Source organism: Vibrio sp. GLN_1 (genome assembly GCF_043106015.1).
Taxonomy (GTDB): domain Bacteria; phylum Pseudomonadota; class Gammaproteobacteria; order Enterobacterales; family Vibrionaceae; genus Vibrio; species Vibrio parahaemolyticus.
In genome coordinates this window covers 848,104-862,141 of record NZ_JBICMD010000036.1, presented here as the reverse complement: position 1 = coordinate 862,141, position 14,038 = coordinate 848,104, and the positions used below count along the sequence as shown (strand labels likewise).

At 42.8% G+C, this 14,038-nt stretch carries 10 protein-coding genes and 2 tRNA genes; 6 read left to right on the top strand and 6 right to left on the bottom strand.

Features of this window, described 5'->3' with window-relative positions:
- Window positions 1–165 precede the first annotated feature (165 nt).
- The 4 genes from ACF8OV_RS21610 to ACF8OV_RS21595 form a co-directional block, all read right to left on the bottom strand.
- Window positions 166–474, bottom strand: coding sequence for an AzlD family protein (locus ACF8OV_RS21610; RefSeq protein ID WP_005460963.1), 309 nt, complete (start codon window positions 472–474; stop codon window positions 166–168).
- Window positions 471–1,202 (bottom strand): AzlC family ABC transporter permease, encoded by a 732-nt coding sequence (locus ACF8OV_RS21605; RefSeq protein ID WP_005480275.1) that lies wholly within the window; start codon window positions 1,200–1,202, stop codon window positions 471–473. The genes ACF8OV_RS21610 and ACF8OV_RS21605 overlap by 4 nt, the downstream gene beginning before the upstream one ends.
- A gap of 240 nt (window positions 1,203–1,442) precedes the next feature.
- Window positions 1,443–2,672, bottom strand: coding sequence for an alanine racemase (gene alr, locus ACF8OV_RS21600; protein WP_025788153.1), 1,230 nt, complete (start codon window positions 2,670–2,672; stop codon window positions 1,443–1,445).
- Between the two features lie 112 nt (window positions 2,673–2,784).
- Window positions 2,785–4,416, bottom strand: a complete 1,632-nt coding sequence (locus tag ACF8OV_RS21595; protein ID WP_021452312.1) for a methyl-accepting chemotaxis protein — start codon at window positions 4,414–4,416, stop codon at window positions 2,785–2,787.
- A gap of 535 nt (window positions 4,417–4,951) precedes the next feature.
- Here ACF8OV_RS21595 and ACF8OV_RS21590 point away from each other — a divergent pair.
- From ACF8OV_RS21590 to ACF8OV_RS21575, 4 genes are all read left to right on the top strand, one after another.
- Window positions 4,952–5,038 (top strand) — tRNA-Leu (locus ACF8OV_RS21590).
- Between the two features lie 73 nt (window positions 5,039–5,111).
- A tRNA-Cys gene (locus tag ACF8OV_RS21585) sits at window positions 5,112–5,185 on the top strand.
- 339 nt (window positions 5,186–5,524) lie between these two features.
- On the top strand, window positions 5,525–7,048 hold the full coding sequence (gene amyS / locus ACF8OV_RS21580; protein WP_005480254.1) for an alpha-amylase: 1,524 nt from the start codon (window positions 5,525–5,527) through the stop codon (window positions 7,046–7,048).
- A gap of 130 nt (window positions 7,049–7,178) precedes the next feature.
- Entirely contained in the window at window positions 7,179–7,433 is a 255-nt protein-coding gene (locus tag ACF8OV_RS21575; protein WP_005460888.1) for a hypothetical protein, read from the top strand.
- A 62-nt stretch (window positions 7,434–7,495) separates the two neighbouring features.
- Here the strand turns inward: ACF8OV_RS21575 and ACF8OV_RS21570 are convergent, their stop codons facing one another.
- Both ACF8OV_RS21570 and ACF8OV_RS21565 read right to left on the bottom strand, forming a co-directional pair.
- Complete coding sequence (locus ACF8OV_RS21570; RefSeq protein ID WP_005460910.1) at window positions 7,496–8,284, bottom strand: lipase; 789 nt, start codon at window positions 8,282–8,284, stop codon at window positions 7,496–7,498.
- A 97-nt stretch (window positions 8,285–8,381) separates the two neighbouring features.
- Window positions 8,382–9,314: a CHAD domain-containing protein gene (locus ACF8OV_RS21565; RefSeq protein WP_203505301.1), complete on the bottom strand. Its 933-nt coding sequence runs from the start codon at window positions 9,312–9,314 to the stop codon at window positions 8,382–8,384.
- A gap of 443 nt (window positions 9,315–9,757) precedes the next feature.
- Between ACF8OV_RS21565 and ACF8OV_RS21560 the strand changes: the two genes are divergently transcribed.
- Window positions 9,758–10,546, top strand: coding sequence for a thioredoxin domain-containing protein (locus ACF8OV_RS21560; protein WP_025537126.1), 789 nt, complete (start codon window positions 9,758–9,760; stop codon window positions 10,544–10,546).
- Between the two features lie 784 nt (window positions 10,547–11,330).
- Window positions 11,331–14,021, top strand: coding sequence for an Ig-like domain-containing protein (locus ACF8OV_RS21555; protein ID WP_203505302.1), 2,691 nt, complete (start codon window positions 11,331–11,333; stop codon window positions 14,019–14,021).
- Window positions 14,022–14,038 lie beyond the last annotated feature (17 nt).

The window sequence follows — 14,038 nt, the reverse complement described above, 5'->3', positions numbered from 1 at the left end:
TTGTTTTGATCACTAGAGCCTTAGGCTTATATATCTGAGATTCATCAAACATGAAGAAAAAGCCCTGCTGACGACATTAGAGTCAGCAGGGCTTTGTTGTTTATGAATCGTGATTTTGATGAATATGGCTTTTTCTGAGTCTTTGACGCGATTTAAAACCCAGTTTTAGAAAGCGCGCACTGCGGCGGCAGCGATAATGCCAGCAGCAATAGCAGGAAGCGGTTTTTTAACGATAAACATCACCACAGCGGTTGAAAATAGCGCGGCTCTCGCACCGTTGTCACCTTCGACGGCGAGAGGCGCTAAGAGGGCAATCAGTACAGACCCTGACATAGCGGTGATAAAACGTTGCACGCGTTCGCTAATCGGAATGAATGACATCACATAAACGCCACCCCAGCGAGTTGCCAGAGTTACCAATCCCATTGCGATAATGATAAACAGCGTGCCGCCTAAGCTTGTTTCGATGTTCATGCTTTTTTCTCCTTCCAACAAGCCCCTAAAATACCGCCAGCGATTGCGCCGACAACGACATGGCTGTTTTCTGGCAAATACCAGTAAGCCATCAGTGATGAAGCTGCTGCCATACCCCAAATCGCGAAGATACGCAGATTTTTAGGGCCGCCTGCAACCATAGAAAGTAAAAAGCAACCCATGACCATATCAAGGCCAAGACTGACTGGATCTTTGATGGCGCCACCAAAGTAGATCCCCATCCACGTGCCGACAATCCAGAAGCCCCAAAGCGCAAGCCCTCCGCCGACCAACAAACCAAACCCAGGCTCTTTCTTGCCAAATGCGTTCATCGCCATTGCCCAGTTCGCATCGGAGGCAAGTAACATAATGCCATAGCGCTTATGTGGCGGTAGCTGTCTCAGCCAAGGGTAGAGCGTCGCACCCATCAGAAGGTGTCGAGCATTGATGGCAAACACAGTAATCAAAACCGGTACAAGTGGTACTTCAGCTCCCCACATTTCTAATGTGGCAAACTGAGACGCACCAGCAAAGACGAGCGTACTCATTAAAAGAGTCGGAAAGGCGTCTAAACCGGTTTGCACCGCAGCAACCCCAAAGGCGAGACCAAAGACCACCACAAAAAAGGAAAGCGGTAAAAGCTGAGTAAATCCACCCCAGACGTCGGCCCGAGTGAACTCATGTAGCTCCCCAGAAGATCGAGGAAAAGAGGATGTATTTTCTGTCATAAATGTACCTAGCCGGCAGCAAAGTCGGGATAAGCCCCAAATGGGTATTGTTGTGATTTTGTAAACTGCATGTTTAACATCAATTGGATGGGCTTTCAAACACAACCAAAATGTGGTTTTCGTCGCAGACAACAAGATGACATTAACGTTATCGGTGTTTCAGGGCTTTTTGAGCGAAAAAAGAAAGCGAGCACGAAGCTCGCTTTGAGTTAGGAAGTGTTTAAAAAGGAAGTCGTAAGATTACTTCACGTACACGCGAGGGTTTGATGTGCCCCAAATGGTGTAAAGTTCTGGGAAGATCACGTCGGCGTTCTTCTCGATTTCTGCGGCATTGATGGTTTGAGATTTTTGGTTGCCGAACAGAACGACCTCAGAACCCGGCTTCACGCCTTTGATATCTGAAACGTCGATCATTGTTGTATTCATTGACGTTACGCCAACCACTTTTGCACGTTGACCATTGATCAGCACGTCTGCCGTATTACCCATTTTTCTTGGGTAACCGTCAGAGTAACCGACAGGAAGGTTCGCCATTACGCTTTCTTTAGTGGTTGTAAAGCTGCTGTCGTAACCCACAGTGCTGTTTTTCGGTAGGTGGTGCAGTGATGCTACGCGTGTTTTGAAAGACACGATAGAAGGGTATTCAAGGTTAGTTGGTAGATCACCGTAAAGCACACCACCAGGACGAACCATATCAAGTTGAGCTTCTGGTACGTTGAGCGCTGTGTACGAGTTCGCAACGTGCAGAAGAATATCTTCACGTTTTAGATTCGCTTCTTTAATTAGCCATGCAGAGCTTTCTTTGAATGAACCAAGTTTCGCACGTACTTCTTCTGCGTTGTAATTCGGGAAGTGCGTCATGATACCGACAATCTCAACGCCAGATTGCTTAGCAATCGCAAGGGCTTCTTTTTTGCCGTTTTCTGTCGTCATGTCAATGCCGTTACGACCCATACCACCGTCATTAAGCGCAAGGTGAACTTTGACTGTCTTGTTTGCTTTTTTAGAGAGTGCAGCGATCGCCTTTGCTTGATCAAACGTGCCGATTAGCTCTTCAACATTAAGACCAAGTGCACCTTCAATTTCGCCAATCTCTGCTGAGCGAACACGCATTAATTGACCTTTAAAGCCGCTGTCGCGCACGACTTGTGCTTCTGCATTACTTGCGATCGCTACGCAAGGAATTTGCTGTTCTATGATAGTTGGCATTAAGCCTGCAATACCGTTGCCATAGGCGTCAGCTTTCATCACCGCACAGATTTTAGTCTGGTCACTCATGTGTGACTTAAACTGTTCGATGTTTTGCTTAAACTGACCTAAATCGATTTCTAGCCAAGTGTTGGATGATTGAATTTGACTCTCTTGGTCTAACGTCGTTTGAAGCTGGAGTGGAGCTGCGATTGAATGCATAGCAGGGGTGAACGTTGCTGCAGCAATGGCAATAGAAAGAAGAGTTTTCTTAAGGCGCATAAAACCTCCATACGCGTTTTTTTATTGTTAAAGGAAAGCGTACGAGGGAATGTACGCCAGAAAAACAAAACGCCCCAAACTGCGGAGTTTGGAGCGTTTTTGTTGAGTCGTTTTAGTTTAGCTTAAAGCGGCTCATTACATCTTGAAGAGATACGGATAGCTGGCTCAGTTCGCGGCAAGCTTGTGCAGTTTGCTCTGAACCTTGCGCGACCTCTTGAGACGCAAGATGGATGTTTTCGATGCTACGGCTTAGTTCCTCAGCAACTGAGTCTTGCTGGTTACATGCTGTTGCGATTTGACTGCCCATGTCTGAGATATCAGAAATCGCATGTTCGATGTCATTCATCAGTTGTTTTGACTGAATGCCTTGGTCAGCGCACTCGGCAATGCTTGTGCGAGAAAGCTCAGTCGCTGATTTCGCGTCTTTCGCTAGTGATTGTAGCTGCTCGATGATCGCTGTGATTTCACTTGTTGAATCTTGAGTACGGCCAGCAAGAGTACGAACTTCGTCCGCTACAACTGCAAAGCCACGGCCCGATTCACCAGCGCGCGCTGCTTCAATAGCGGCGTTAAGCGCAAGCAAGTTTGTTTGATCTGCGATATCACGGATAACATCAACCACAACGTTGATTTGGTTCGATTGCTGTTCAAGCTCTGAAACTGTATCACCAGCAGCGCCGATAACATTTGCTACTTCACCAATCGCATCAACCATGCTTTGTGTTTCACGCACACCAAGTTGTGTACGGTGGTTTGCATCGTTTGCTTGGCTCGCTGACTCTTCCGTGTTGCGTGCAACGTCGGCTACCGCAGCTTTCATTTCCGTCATTGCTGTTGCAACGTGCGTGATTTGTAGCTGTTGGTCTTTCATGCCAGAAGCAGAAAGCTCAGAGATTTGGTTCATCTCTTCTACTGCACTGCTCAATTGCGTTACAGCGGCAATAACGTTGTCGATAACTTGGCGTAGGTCGTTTTGCATCTTAGTCGTTGCATCTGCCAACTCGCCCAGTTCATCGTTACCAATCAATTTACGATCGATGTCTTTAGAAAGGTCACCTTTTGCAATCGAGTTTGCTTGTTCCACAACAAGTTGTAGTGGGCCACAAATCAAACGCGTTAGAACAAGCGTCATAACAATCATGATCACTAGAATGGTCACGTTGCTCGCGATGGATGAGTTGCTCAAACCGTTCACTGAAGAAAGGATGTGATTTTTGTTGCTGTCCATTGCGACTTTCAACAAGCGGATTAGCTCGTTTAGATCAGAATCGACGGCTTCGAAGTCGTTTAAAGAGTTAGATAGAACAGCGAGCGCTTCGGTTTTGTTGCCTGCTAACATCGACTCATTGTATTGGTCCATAGTAACCAAGTACTGTTTCCACTGACGCATTAGGCGTTGGAACGTTTGTTGTTCTTCACCTGGCCAAATGGTTGAGCCATAAGCTTCAAGTTCTTTGCTGATCTTTTCGCGTTCACGGATGTTACTTGCGATTTTGTTTCTGATCTTATCTGCGTCCTTATAGGTGTAAGTAGCAAATTGAGAGCGACGCCAGTGAGAAAGATCATCTCGGATCGCATCCACTCTTTCCATTGCTGGAAGAGTGTCATCAGTATAGTTTAAAAGCTCAGATTTGATTTCTTTGAGCTCTTTAGACAAAAACACGCCAAATACAATATTAATAAGCGCAATCAGTAAAAAAGAGAGCGAAATTTTCTTCGCAATAGATAGGTTTCTGATAGACATTGGTGATATACCTTGTTTTTTTTATGCAGTGTCGTCAAAGTAAACCACGTCCTTATATGTGATATTGATCCATTAAATTACTGCAACACATTTAAAGTATCATTAATCGAAACGATTTTCGATAACGCATTGAGCTTTTCAAAAAAATAAATTATGTCAATGGTTTTATAATGGTAAGACCAGGCGTTTTATGCATTTACGTGTAACAAATTGTTGAAAATGAAAGGACGCTTCCATTTTTACGGGGTGTTAACGATGTGCTTAATGCACAAAAGGTGAGGGAAGTACCGGAATTGTTGTGCATGGATATGATAAGAGCGCGATGCGACGCTTGCTGAATTTATTGTTTTACTCATTTGGTGACGAAAATGTGTGCTGATTGATCGTCAATTAAACTTGTTAGCGTGCTTTTTAATCGTTTGAATCAAAAAGGTAAAATTTATTGTTGACCAGATAAATTAATCCGTTAAAGTACGCCTCGTTCTCACGGCACAGGCCGCTGAGAGATGGTGTTACCATCGCAAAGATTTGCGTTGCCCTGGTGGTGGAATTGGTAGACACAAGGGATTTAAAATCCCTCGGCGTTCGCGCTGTGCCGGTTCAAGTCCGGCCCGGGGCACCATCAAAACGATGTATGGATTTCAAATTCAGTTTTAAAGCATCGTTCTCATGACAATGAGAAAACAATCAGGTAAGGCGCGTTGGCAGAGTGGCTATGCAGCGGATTGCAAATCCGTGGACCTCGGTTCGACTCCGGGACGCGCCTCCATTATTTCGAAAGCCAGTCTCTTATGACTGGCTTTTCTCGTTTCTAGTGCTCGCAAATCGCTTCTTCTCTTCTCTTCTCTTCTCTTCGCTTTGTTTCATTTGTATCCGTATCACCAAACTCATTTGATCGTCATTCAATATTTTACACACGCTAATTATTGATTTTATAAATGTTAATTAACTCAATAATTGTATGGGGTGATTGGTGTTAATTTCTCTTCGATTGTAATCCGAACTTTCTGTCTTACAGACAATACGTTAGCAAGTTTTATGTGTTGCTATCGCAGCTGCCTGGTAGGTCAGAAAGCGGGTTTTAGTCCTTTAACGTGAGAGAAAAATAATGAAAACATTCAAATTAAAACGCACTTTTTTACCGCTAACCTTGCTGCTCAGTGCTCCTGCCTTTGCCGGGCAAAATGGCACCATGATGCAGTACTTTCATTGGTACGTACCTAATGATGGCGCATTATGGACGCAGGTTGAAAGCAATGCTCCAGCACTCGCTGAAAACGGTTTTACAGCGCTCTGGCTACCGCCAGCTTACAAAGGCGCGGGCGGCAGTAATGATGTCGGTTATGGCGTCTACGATATGTACGATTTAGGTGAGTTTGATCAAAAAGGCTCAGTACGAACCAAATACGGCACCAAAGCTCAGTACATCTCTGCAATCAATGCCGCGCACAACAACAATATCCAAATCTACGGCGATGTTGTGTTTAACCACCGAGGTGGTGCTGATGGGAAGTCGTGGGTCGATACCAAGCGCGTTGATTGGGACAACCGCAATATTGAACTGGGCGACAAATGGATTGAAGCTTGGGTTGAGTTTAATTTTCCTGGCCGCAACGACAAATACTCGAACTTCCATTGGACTTGGTATCACTTTGACGGTGTTGACTGGGATGATGCCGGCAAAGAAAAAGCGATCTTTAAATTCAAAGGCGAAGGAAAAGCTTGGGATTGGGAAGTCAGCTCTGAAAAAGGCAATTACGACTACCTAATGTACGCCGATTTAGACATGGATCACCCAGAAGTTAAACAAGAGCTGAAAGATTGGGGTGAGTGGTACATCAACATGACCGGCGTTGATGGCTTTAGAATGGATGCCGTGAAGCACATTAAATATCAGTATCTACAAGAGTGGATTGATCATTTACGTTGGAAAACAGGCAAAGAGCTTTTCACCGTTGGTGAGTATTGGAATTACGACGTAAATCAACTGCATAACTTTATTACTAAGACCTCTGGCAGTATGTCGTTGTTCGATGCGCCGCTTCACATGAACTTCTACAACGCGTCAAAATCTGGCGGCAATTACGATATGCGCCAAATCATGAATGGCACGTTGATGAAGGACAACCCAGTCAAAGCTGTGACTCTCGTAGAAAACCACGATACACAGCCATTGCAGGCGTTAGAATCGACAGTAGATTGGTGGTTCAAGCCTCTTGCTTACGCATTCATTTTATTGCGTGAAGAAGGTTATCCATCGGTGTTCTACGCAGATTACTACGGCGCGCAGTACAGCGACAAAGGTTACAACATTAATATGGCCAAAGTGCCTTACATTGAAGAACTTGTAACACTGCGTAAAGAGTATGCGTATGGCAAACAGAATTCTTATCTCGACCATTGGGATGTGATTGGCTGGACCCGAGAGGGCGATGCTGAACATCCAAACTCAATGGCGGTGATCATGAGTGATGGACCGGGCGGCACAAAATGGATGTATACCGGCAAGCCAAGCACGCGCTATGTCGACAAGCTGGGTATCCGAACTGAAGAAGTTTGGACCGATGCCAATGGCTGGGCAGAATTTCCTGTCAATGGTGGTTCAGTCTCGGTTTGGGTGGGCGTTAAGTAACGTCGTCCTGTGATTTTGATACAGAACATGCAAATTTCAATGAAACATTACATTTAATCAAGGTGTTATTTGATATTCATGTAACAAATGCGTAACTTATATTTGAGCATTATCTAGAGGAATATAAAGAATGGAATCTATTGCTGATGTATTGGTTGTCGCCATTGTGTTTGGTGCCATTTTTGGAGGCGGGATCGTCAAGTTGATCTTAAATCATCGTAAAGAAGTTCGAGCGTTAGAGATTTCTGAGCGAAATACGATGAGCCAAGAAGAGCAAGAAAGCCTCAAAAAGCAAATTGGCGAGTTAAAACGACGCGTTGAAGTGCTAGAGAGAATCGTCACCGACAGCAAATATCAACTTGAGAAAGAAATTGCTTCGCTGTAATTCAAATCTTAGAAAAAGCCGGATCAGTCCGGCTTTTTTATGTCTATCGTTTGGTTTTTCAATCAACGTTCATCGAAAAAGTCTTTGTTTCGGATGTACTTACTCATTAAATGGTAAGAAAACGGACGAATCAACCAACTAAACAGTGAACGCCCGAGGCGAATGAGTGTCGGCGTGTTCTCATAAATTCTGCCATTGTACAGCCACAGCATTTTTCCGACGTGCCAGTAAAGAAAAGGCACTGGAGGCATGAACGTCACAATATCGATATCACAGCAAATTCGATAAGTTTTATGTGCCAGACGATAGCGGCGTTTGAACGTCCAGTCACCAATGGCGGGCTGCCCGAAAGTCACAACGCGCTTGATGCTTTTCGGATACTTCTTTTCTATGTAATCCGCAAACACGCTACCAATTGCACCACCAGAAGAGTGGCCTGTCACCGAAATGCGCTTGCCTTGCAGAATAAGCGGGACAACGGTTGCTTCTAGCCGTTCTATCACGCTCAAACCTAAGCGGTCTTCGTTTCTACTAGGTAAACTTTCTTGGAACAATAGGTGATAAAACCCTGCGTGAATACGGTAGTTGAGACCTAATCGACGGCAGCTTCGTGTCCACATTGCAAAGTTGAGCAACCAATCGGTAATGCTGTGAGAACCTTTAATAACGACCACGACTTCATCGCGGTTTTTGCTCCACAGTACGCGAATCATAATCTTGCCGTGTTCGTTTCGGATGATTCGCTGACCATTCGGATCGAAGCCATAACGTGTTTGTTTAAAGACTCTTGGATACGCGAGGTTGCACAGTACGGCGTAGCGTTCGTATTGGTATCGTTTTAGTGGTTTCACGTTGTCTTACTTAAAACTGTCCAACCTTATACTCTAGTGAACGAGTGTGAAGAACACGTGAACATCAGCAGAATGTTTATTGGTTCAATCCTCGCGGTTAACGGTAAATCTCTAACGTTGAAGCGTCATTGATAAATGAATCAAAACTTTTTAGACGAAGTAAGGTAGATTGCCGAGATTGCTCATGAGTCTGTTTTATTTCCTTAATCAAAGATTTGAGTACTTGGCGATCTGGTTTGTTGTAGCGTTTATCTTTGCGGAGCTGGGTGAAAAACGCAATTTGAGTCGAAGTGTCATTGAAGTCGCCGAGCTTGTCTTGAAGCAGCTTAAGTTGCTGCACATTTTCTTTGTGTTGTTGCGCGGGATAGAGAGCAGAGAAGCACTCCAGCAAGTAGCGCAGTGCTTTGCATTTAATGCGTAATGTGTGAATGACATCGTCTTTACTCGCGGGCGAGATTTTTCTTTGTGAGTTATTTACTTTTCTAAACTGGTCGGCAATCTTTTGATTTGCGAACGTCACTAATTCAATGTCGTTTTTTAGCAAGTCGTATTGTTTAGTTCGCTCAAGGCTGTTTCGAACCATAGCGCAATGCGTTTGGTAAGCAAGTGATGCCAACCAACTTGCTACGCGCACTTGTTCAGCATTCTTCATGGCATCAATATCCGCGAAAATGCGCGTTAATGATGAATGCTGTTCTGGCAACATCACAAGATACTGGTTGGTGTCTAAAGTGAACACGTCTAGGTCTCGCAATAAGTTCGTTTGTTTCATTAATGTCTTTAAATGAGGCTTGAGGATGGCTAACTCAAAACAGGGGATGACTTCGCTGAGTAAAATGCATAAAGAGCGCATGCGTCGTAACGTGACGCGATATTGATGTGTAAATTCAGGGTGAAGGTTATCCATGATCCCTTGCTCTAACGAACGAGCATACTCAAGCTCTCTCGTAAGAAAATCAGGCAATACAAAGCAGAGTTCGGAATCGAGATGCAGTGGCAATCGACTTGAAGATTTTGGTGGGGCGCTCATGGTTTTCCTCCAACATACTTAGTCTAAGTGTAGAGGTTGATATTGCATAGACATAAAAGTCGTTCAAATAAATCGAAATCTTACCAAGCAATAAATTAATTGTTTTAAATACATGTCGTTAGCCGATAGTCATTTTATATAAGCATAATATGACTATTTTTTATAACCATATTATTAACCGAATTGACTTATATCGACTCCTTTACAATACTTTTTACCAACTTGAAAGAAATTGCTGTCTTATCGTCAGTGTTAATAGCTATTCGGCATTTATTAATACTCAGATTAGATGGAAATCTGTAGCTTGTTGTTATTACTGATAGTTTAAATTTTCTCTAATCACTTAACAGGCATATTCTGTCAATGACATCTCAGCAAATCTTTTAATAGGGGTAAGTAAAGTGCGAATTTATATTCGTACTATTTCATAGTGAGGGCGTGAGATGTTTATACAAACAGTAAGAATCGTCATACCGTTAGTATTACTGCAGTTTTTAACGGGTTGTCAGTCGGATGATAACGATAAGCTAAAGTCAGAAATTGAGTCATTAAAACAAGAGATCAGTCAACTAACAAAAGAAGTAGGAAAAATAGAAAATGAAGTGAAAGAAATGAAAGGTTTGGCATTTAACCCACCCAAAAAAGAGCCACCGACTTTGCCAAATCAACCTAACTTTACCGAAGATGGCACACTGCCACTTCTTGGAAGTAAAGACGCAAAAATTGCTATTATTGAATTTTCTGATTTTCAATGTCCTTATTGTAAACGATTTACAGACAGTGCTTTTAAACAGATAAAAGAAAATTATATTGATACTGGTAAAGTGCAATATATTGCGCGCGATTTCCCGTTGAGTTTTCACGCGAAAGCCATGGGGGCTGCGATCGCAGCTACGTGTAGTCTTCACCAAAATTCCTACTGGCCAATGCGAGATATGCTGTTTAGCAATGTCAAAGACTTAGGAGATGAGCTCTATCAAAAAGCAGCCACAGATTTATCTTTGAACTTGGAAGAGTTCAATAAGTGCATGAAAGATAAATCTATTGCTAACAAAGTTGAACAAGATTTGACGTTAGGAAAATCCTTGGGCATTCGTGGTACGCCAAGTTTCTTAATTGGTCGCGTCGAAAACGATCAACTTGTAGAACCACAGATAGTAGTGGGCGCGCAGAGGTATGCAGTGTTTGAATCGCTATTAGAGCAGTTATCGAATAGCGATAAAGCAAAATAATATTTTTCATATTGAATAAAAGGCAACTAATGTTAGTTGCCTTTTATTTTATCTAAATTAACCAATTTATTAATTTAGAGCTTGTCTTTATATATTGATATTAGGTGTCGATATTTATAGTTGTTCTGGTGAATTGAAACCACACACATAGATCTTCTTAAATCATCGATGCTTAATAATTGTTTTGTTTGTGTTAATTTTTGGTTATTTAAGATAAATTTCTTATTTTTCATGTGGTAACTTTGAGCATATATTAAAATGGCAAAGTTATATTAAGCTGAATTCATATTGAGATTGGCATTTTACTTGTAATTTAAATCTTCTTATATATTCATGCTTTAAATAAGAATGTTTGATCTTGCGATAAAAATTAATTGTTTTTGGTTGAAATTTAATCACTGTGTTTGTAGGATTTTACCTTCAAAAACCAACCAGAGCTTAAAAAATAGGAAAGAGGGGTAAATTTATTGCATACAAATAAATAATTTGTCTTGTGTTACTAATGCAAGTTTAACCTAAATAATAAATGACTATTTTAGAGTTTTGCTTTTTAATTTTTGTTAAAAGGCACGGCATCTTATTGACTAACTATTAGATGTCTTTGGGGTTCTAATTCTAGCATCTATTGCTTACCTTTAACGTTTATAGCTTTTAGAAATGAATGGCAATTCATACGTTTAGGCTAGTTATTTGCGCTCCCTAACTGTCAAGCGATCGACATGATTGCGGACTTCTGCTGCGCAAAAATTAAGAACCAAAGATAAAAATACATAAGAAATTAAGTATGTTTAATACCCATTTTAATATTGTTACTTCCAATACATTTAAACTATCAACAACGGCTCTTATCGGCCTCTTATCTCTGACATTCAACGCGACGGCGCAGTCGCAAGACATCCCACATGGACATGTGATTCAACAAGAAAAACTGGTTTCACCTACTGCTAAGGGAAAACGCCAACAGGCTCAAGATAATACCAGCGCATTAAAGCAGGCGATGGCTGATTATCGCGGTGCATCGGCGAAAAACAAACATCACTATTTAGAGCAAATGATTTCTCTTGCTCACGGTCGTCAAGCATTGCTTTCCGAGTTGTTTCAGTCAGATCCTAGCGCGGTAGCGCAGGTTGCTCTGACTGCAAAAGCTCGCAAAGGTATGCCTGAAAAAGTACAAGCTTTGCTAGAGCAGGAGCAAACGCTAGAAGGCGAACTGGAAGTCTTCTACGAAGATTATGAAGATCACAGCAAGAGCCGTCTTCGACACGTACTAAACACCTCAGAGGGCTTTATTGAGGTTCACGGTTCTTCTCAATCACCAATCAACGCAATTCAGTCGGGTGCAAAAGTTCGTGCGCGTGGTTGGAAGTTTGATAATCAAAGCGCGCTAGTTCTGGAAGAATCACAACAAAGTCTACTTGTTTTGGCTGATGGCAGCACAGGTAGTGCATCGACGAGCACATCATCTTTCACTTTGTCCAATACTTTAGGTGAACAATCGACTCTCGTGATGCTGGTGAATTTTCAGGACGATGTACAAGAACCATGGACTGTTGAAGAAGTAACCGATCTAGTGTTTGGCTCGGTGAATGATTTCTATAAAGAAAATTCAAATAATCAGACGTGGTTTGCTGGAGATGTTCTAGGTTATTACACGTTGCCTATTAACTCAGTTTGCGATACTGCGCAGATTTACACTGCAAGTAAAGATGTTGCTGCAACTAAAAATGTAGATATCGATAGTTACAGCCGAGTCGTTTTTGTTTTTCCTAAGATTGCAGATTGTGGGTGGACAGGAAAAGGTACAGTGGGGGGGACACCATCGAGAACTTGGGTAAATGGTTCTTTGACACTAAGGACTGTCGCTCACGAACTTGGTCACAACCTCGGGTTACATCATGCTAAAAAGCTTGAATGTGGTGTCGATGTGATTAGTGGGGATTGTTACACGATTGAATACGGCGACAGCCTAGAGATCATGGGAGCGCCTGGTTTTACCGGACATTTCAATGCTTTCAATAAAGACAGTCTTGGGTGGTTTTCTACGGAGTCATCGTCAGTCGCAGGCAAAATTATTGAAGTCAGTTCCGATGGTAGCTACATATTAGAGCCTTATGAATTAGCTCCCGAAGGCGAAGCAAAGGCAATAAAAGTTCAGCGTGGCGTTGATTCGACTGGAAAAAAGCTATGGTACTACTTGGAGTATCGTCAGCCGACAGGTTTTGACAGCTACCTAGAGAGCTATCCATCTCTAACATCGGGTGTAACGATGCGCTTGGGTACTGAGTCTGATATGAATAGCAGCCAAATCATCGATTTAACACCAGCAAGCCAAGTTATGGACTGGAACGATTCTACATTGGCTGTCGGTTCAACCTATACAGATGCCGATGCTGGAATCACGATGACTACAGAATGGGCAGATAATACTGGAGCAAGTGTTCATATCAGCTTTACTCAGCCAGTATGCAACAAGAGTGATCCTGTTGTTACCGTTTCTCCTAGTCAAAATGTTGAAGCGGAATCGGGTAGCACACTTGGCTATAACGTTACGGTCACTAACAATGATGCGGCAGGTTGTGATGCGTCAGAATTTGAAGTTGACGCTTTGGTACCAAGTGGGTGGACTGCAACCTCGTCTACGCTAAATTTAGATCCTGGTGCTAGTGAAAGTGTGTTAATTGATGTGACTTCTGATGTTGCTGCGACGGATGGTAATTATTCAATACTATTTAATGTAACAAACAGCGCTGATACGAACTACTTCACGAAGGCGACAGAAAATTATGTTATCGAAACGCCAGTGGAAGCCTGCTTACGTGGAACGCCATTGTTGGTGTTATCGGCAAGTCAAACTGATGAGCTTGAAGCAGGCAGCACAGCGAGTTACACAGCGACACTGACTAACCAAGACAGTGCTACTTGTGACGCGAGTACATTTACCCTAGCGGCGAGTGTACCAAGTGGGTGGAGCGCCAATAGTGGGGCTATTACTTTGAACCCAAGTGAAACTCAATCGCTCACAATGAACATAACGTCAAGCACTGAAGCAACAGAGGGTACATATGATATTTCTATTACGGCTCAGCACTTGTCGGATTCAAGTCTAAGTGTTAGCAAAAGAGTGAGTTTCAGCATCTCAGCTCCAGTTCCAGTTCCGGTGAACACTGCGCCAACTGCTCAAACTGATCGAGTGGAAGTGACCTCAAAAGATTCAGTGAGCATTAATGTGCTTGCAAATGATAGCGATCCTGAAGGAGATAGATTGACGATAACATCTGTGACTCAAGGTTCGAAAGGTTCAGTACAAATTACGTCAAATGGCCAGTTAATATATACGCCAGCGAAAAGCTTTAAAGGTAGCGATAGCTTTAGTTACACCATCAGCGATGGTTACCTTACTTCGACAGCATCTGTGTATATTAGTATGGCGAGCTCTTCTGGCAACGATTCAAGTAAAGGAAAGGGCCGAAAATAGTTCTGTTGTAAGTAAAG

Bases quoted from the DNA above. Each gene is read 5' to 3' on its own strand.
- ACF8OV_RS21610 (WP_005460963.1), bottom strand. From the start codon at position 474: ATGAACATCGAAACAAGCTTAGGCGGCACGCTGTTTATCATTATCGCA.
- ACF8OV_RS21560 (WP_025537126.1), top strand. From the start codon at position 9,758: ATGTTTATACAAACAGTAAGAATCGTCATACCGTTAGTATTACTGCAG.
- ACF8OV_RS21575 (WP_005460888.1), top strand. From the start codon at position 7,179: ATGGAATCTATTGCTGATGTATTGGTTGTCGCCATTGTGTTTGGTGCC.
- amyS (WP_005480254.1), top strand. From the start codon at position 5,525: ATGAAAACATTCAAATTAAAACGCACTTTTTTACCGCTAACCTTGCTG.
- alr (WP_025788153.1), bottom strand. From the start codon at position 2,672: ATGCGCCTTAAGAAAACTCTTCTTTCTATTGCCATTGCTGCAGCAACG.
- ACF8OV_RS21595 (WP_021452312.1), bottom strand. From the start codon at position 4,416: ATGTCTATCAGAAACCTATCTATTGCGAAGAAAATTTCGCTCTCTTTT.
- ACF8OV_RS21565 (WP_203505301.1), bottom strand. From the start codon at position 9,314: ATGAGCGCCCCACCAAAATCTTCAAGTCGATTGCCACTGCATCTCGAT.
- ACF8OV_RS21555 (WP_203505302.1), top strand. From the start codon at position 11,331: ATGTTTAATACCCATTTTAATATTGTTACTTCCAATACATTTAAACTA.
- ACF8OV_RS21605 (WP_005480275.1), bottom strand. From the start codon at position 1,202: ATGACAGAAAATACATCCTCTTTTCCTCGATCTTCTGGGGAGCTACAT.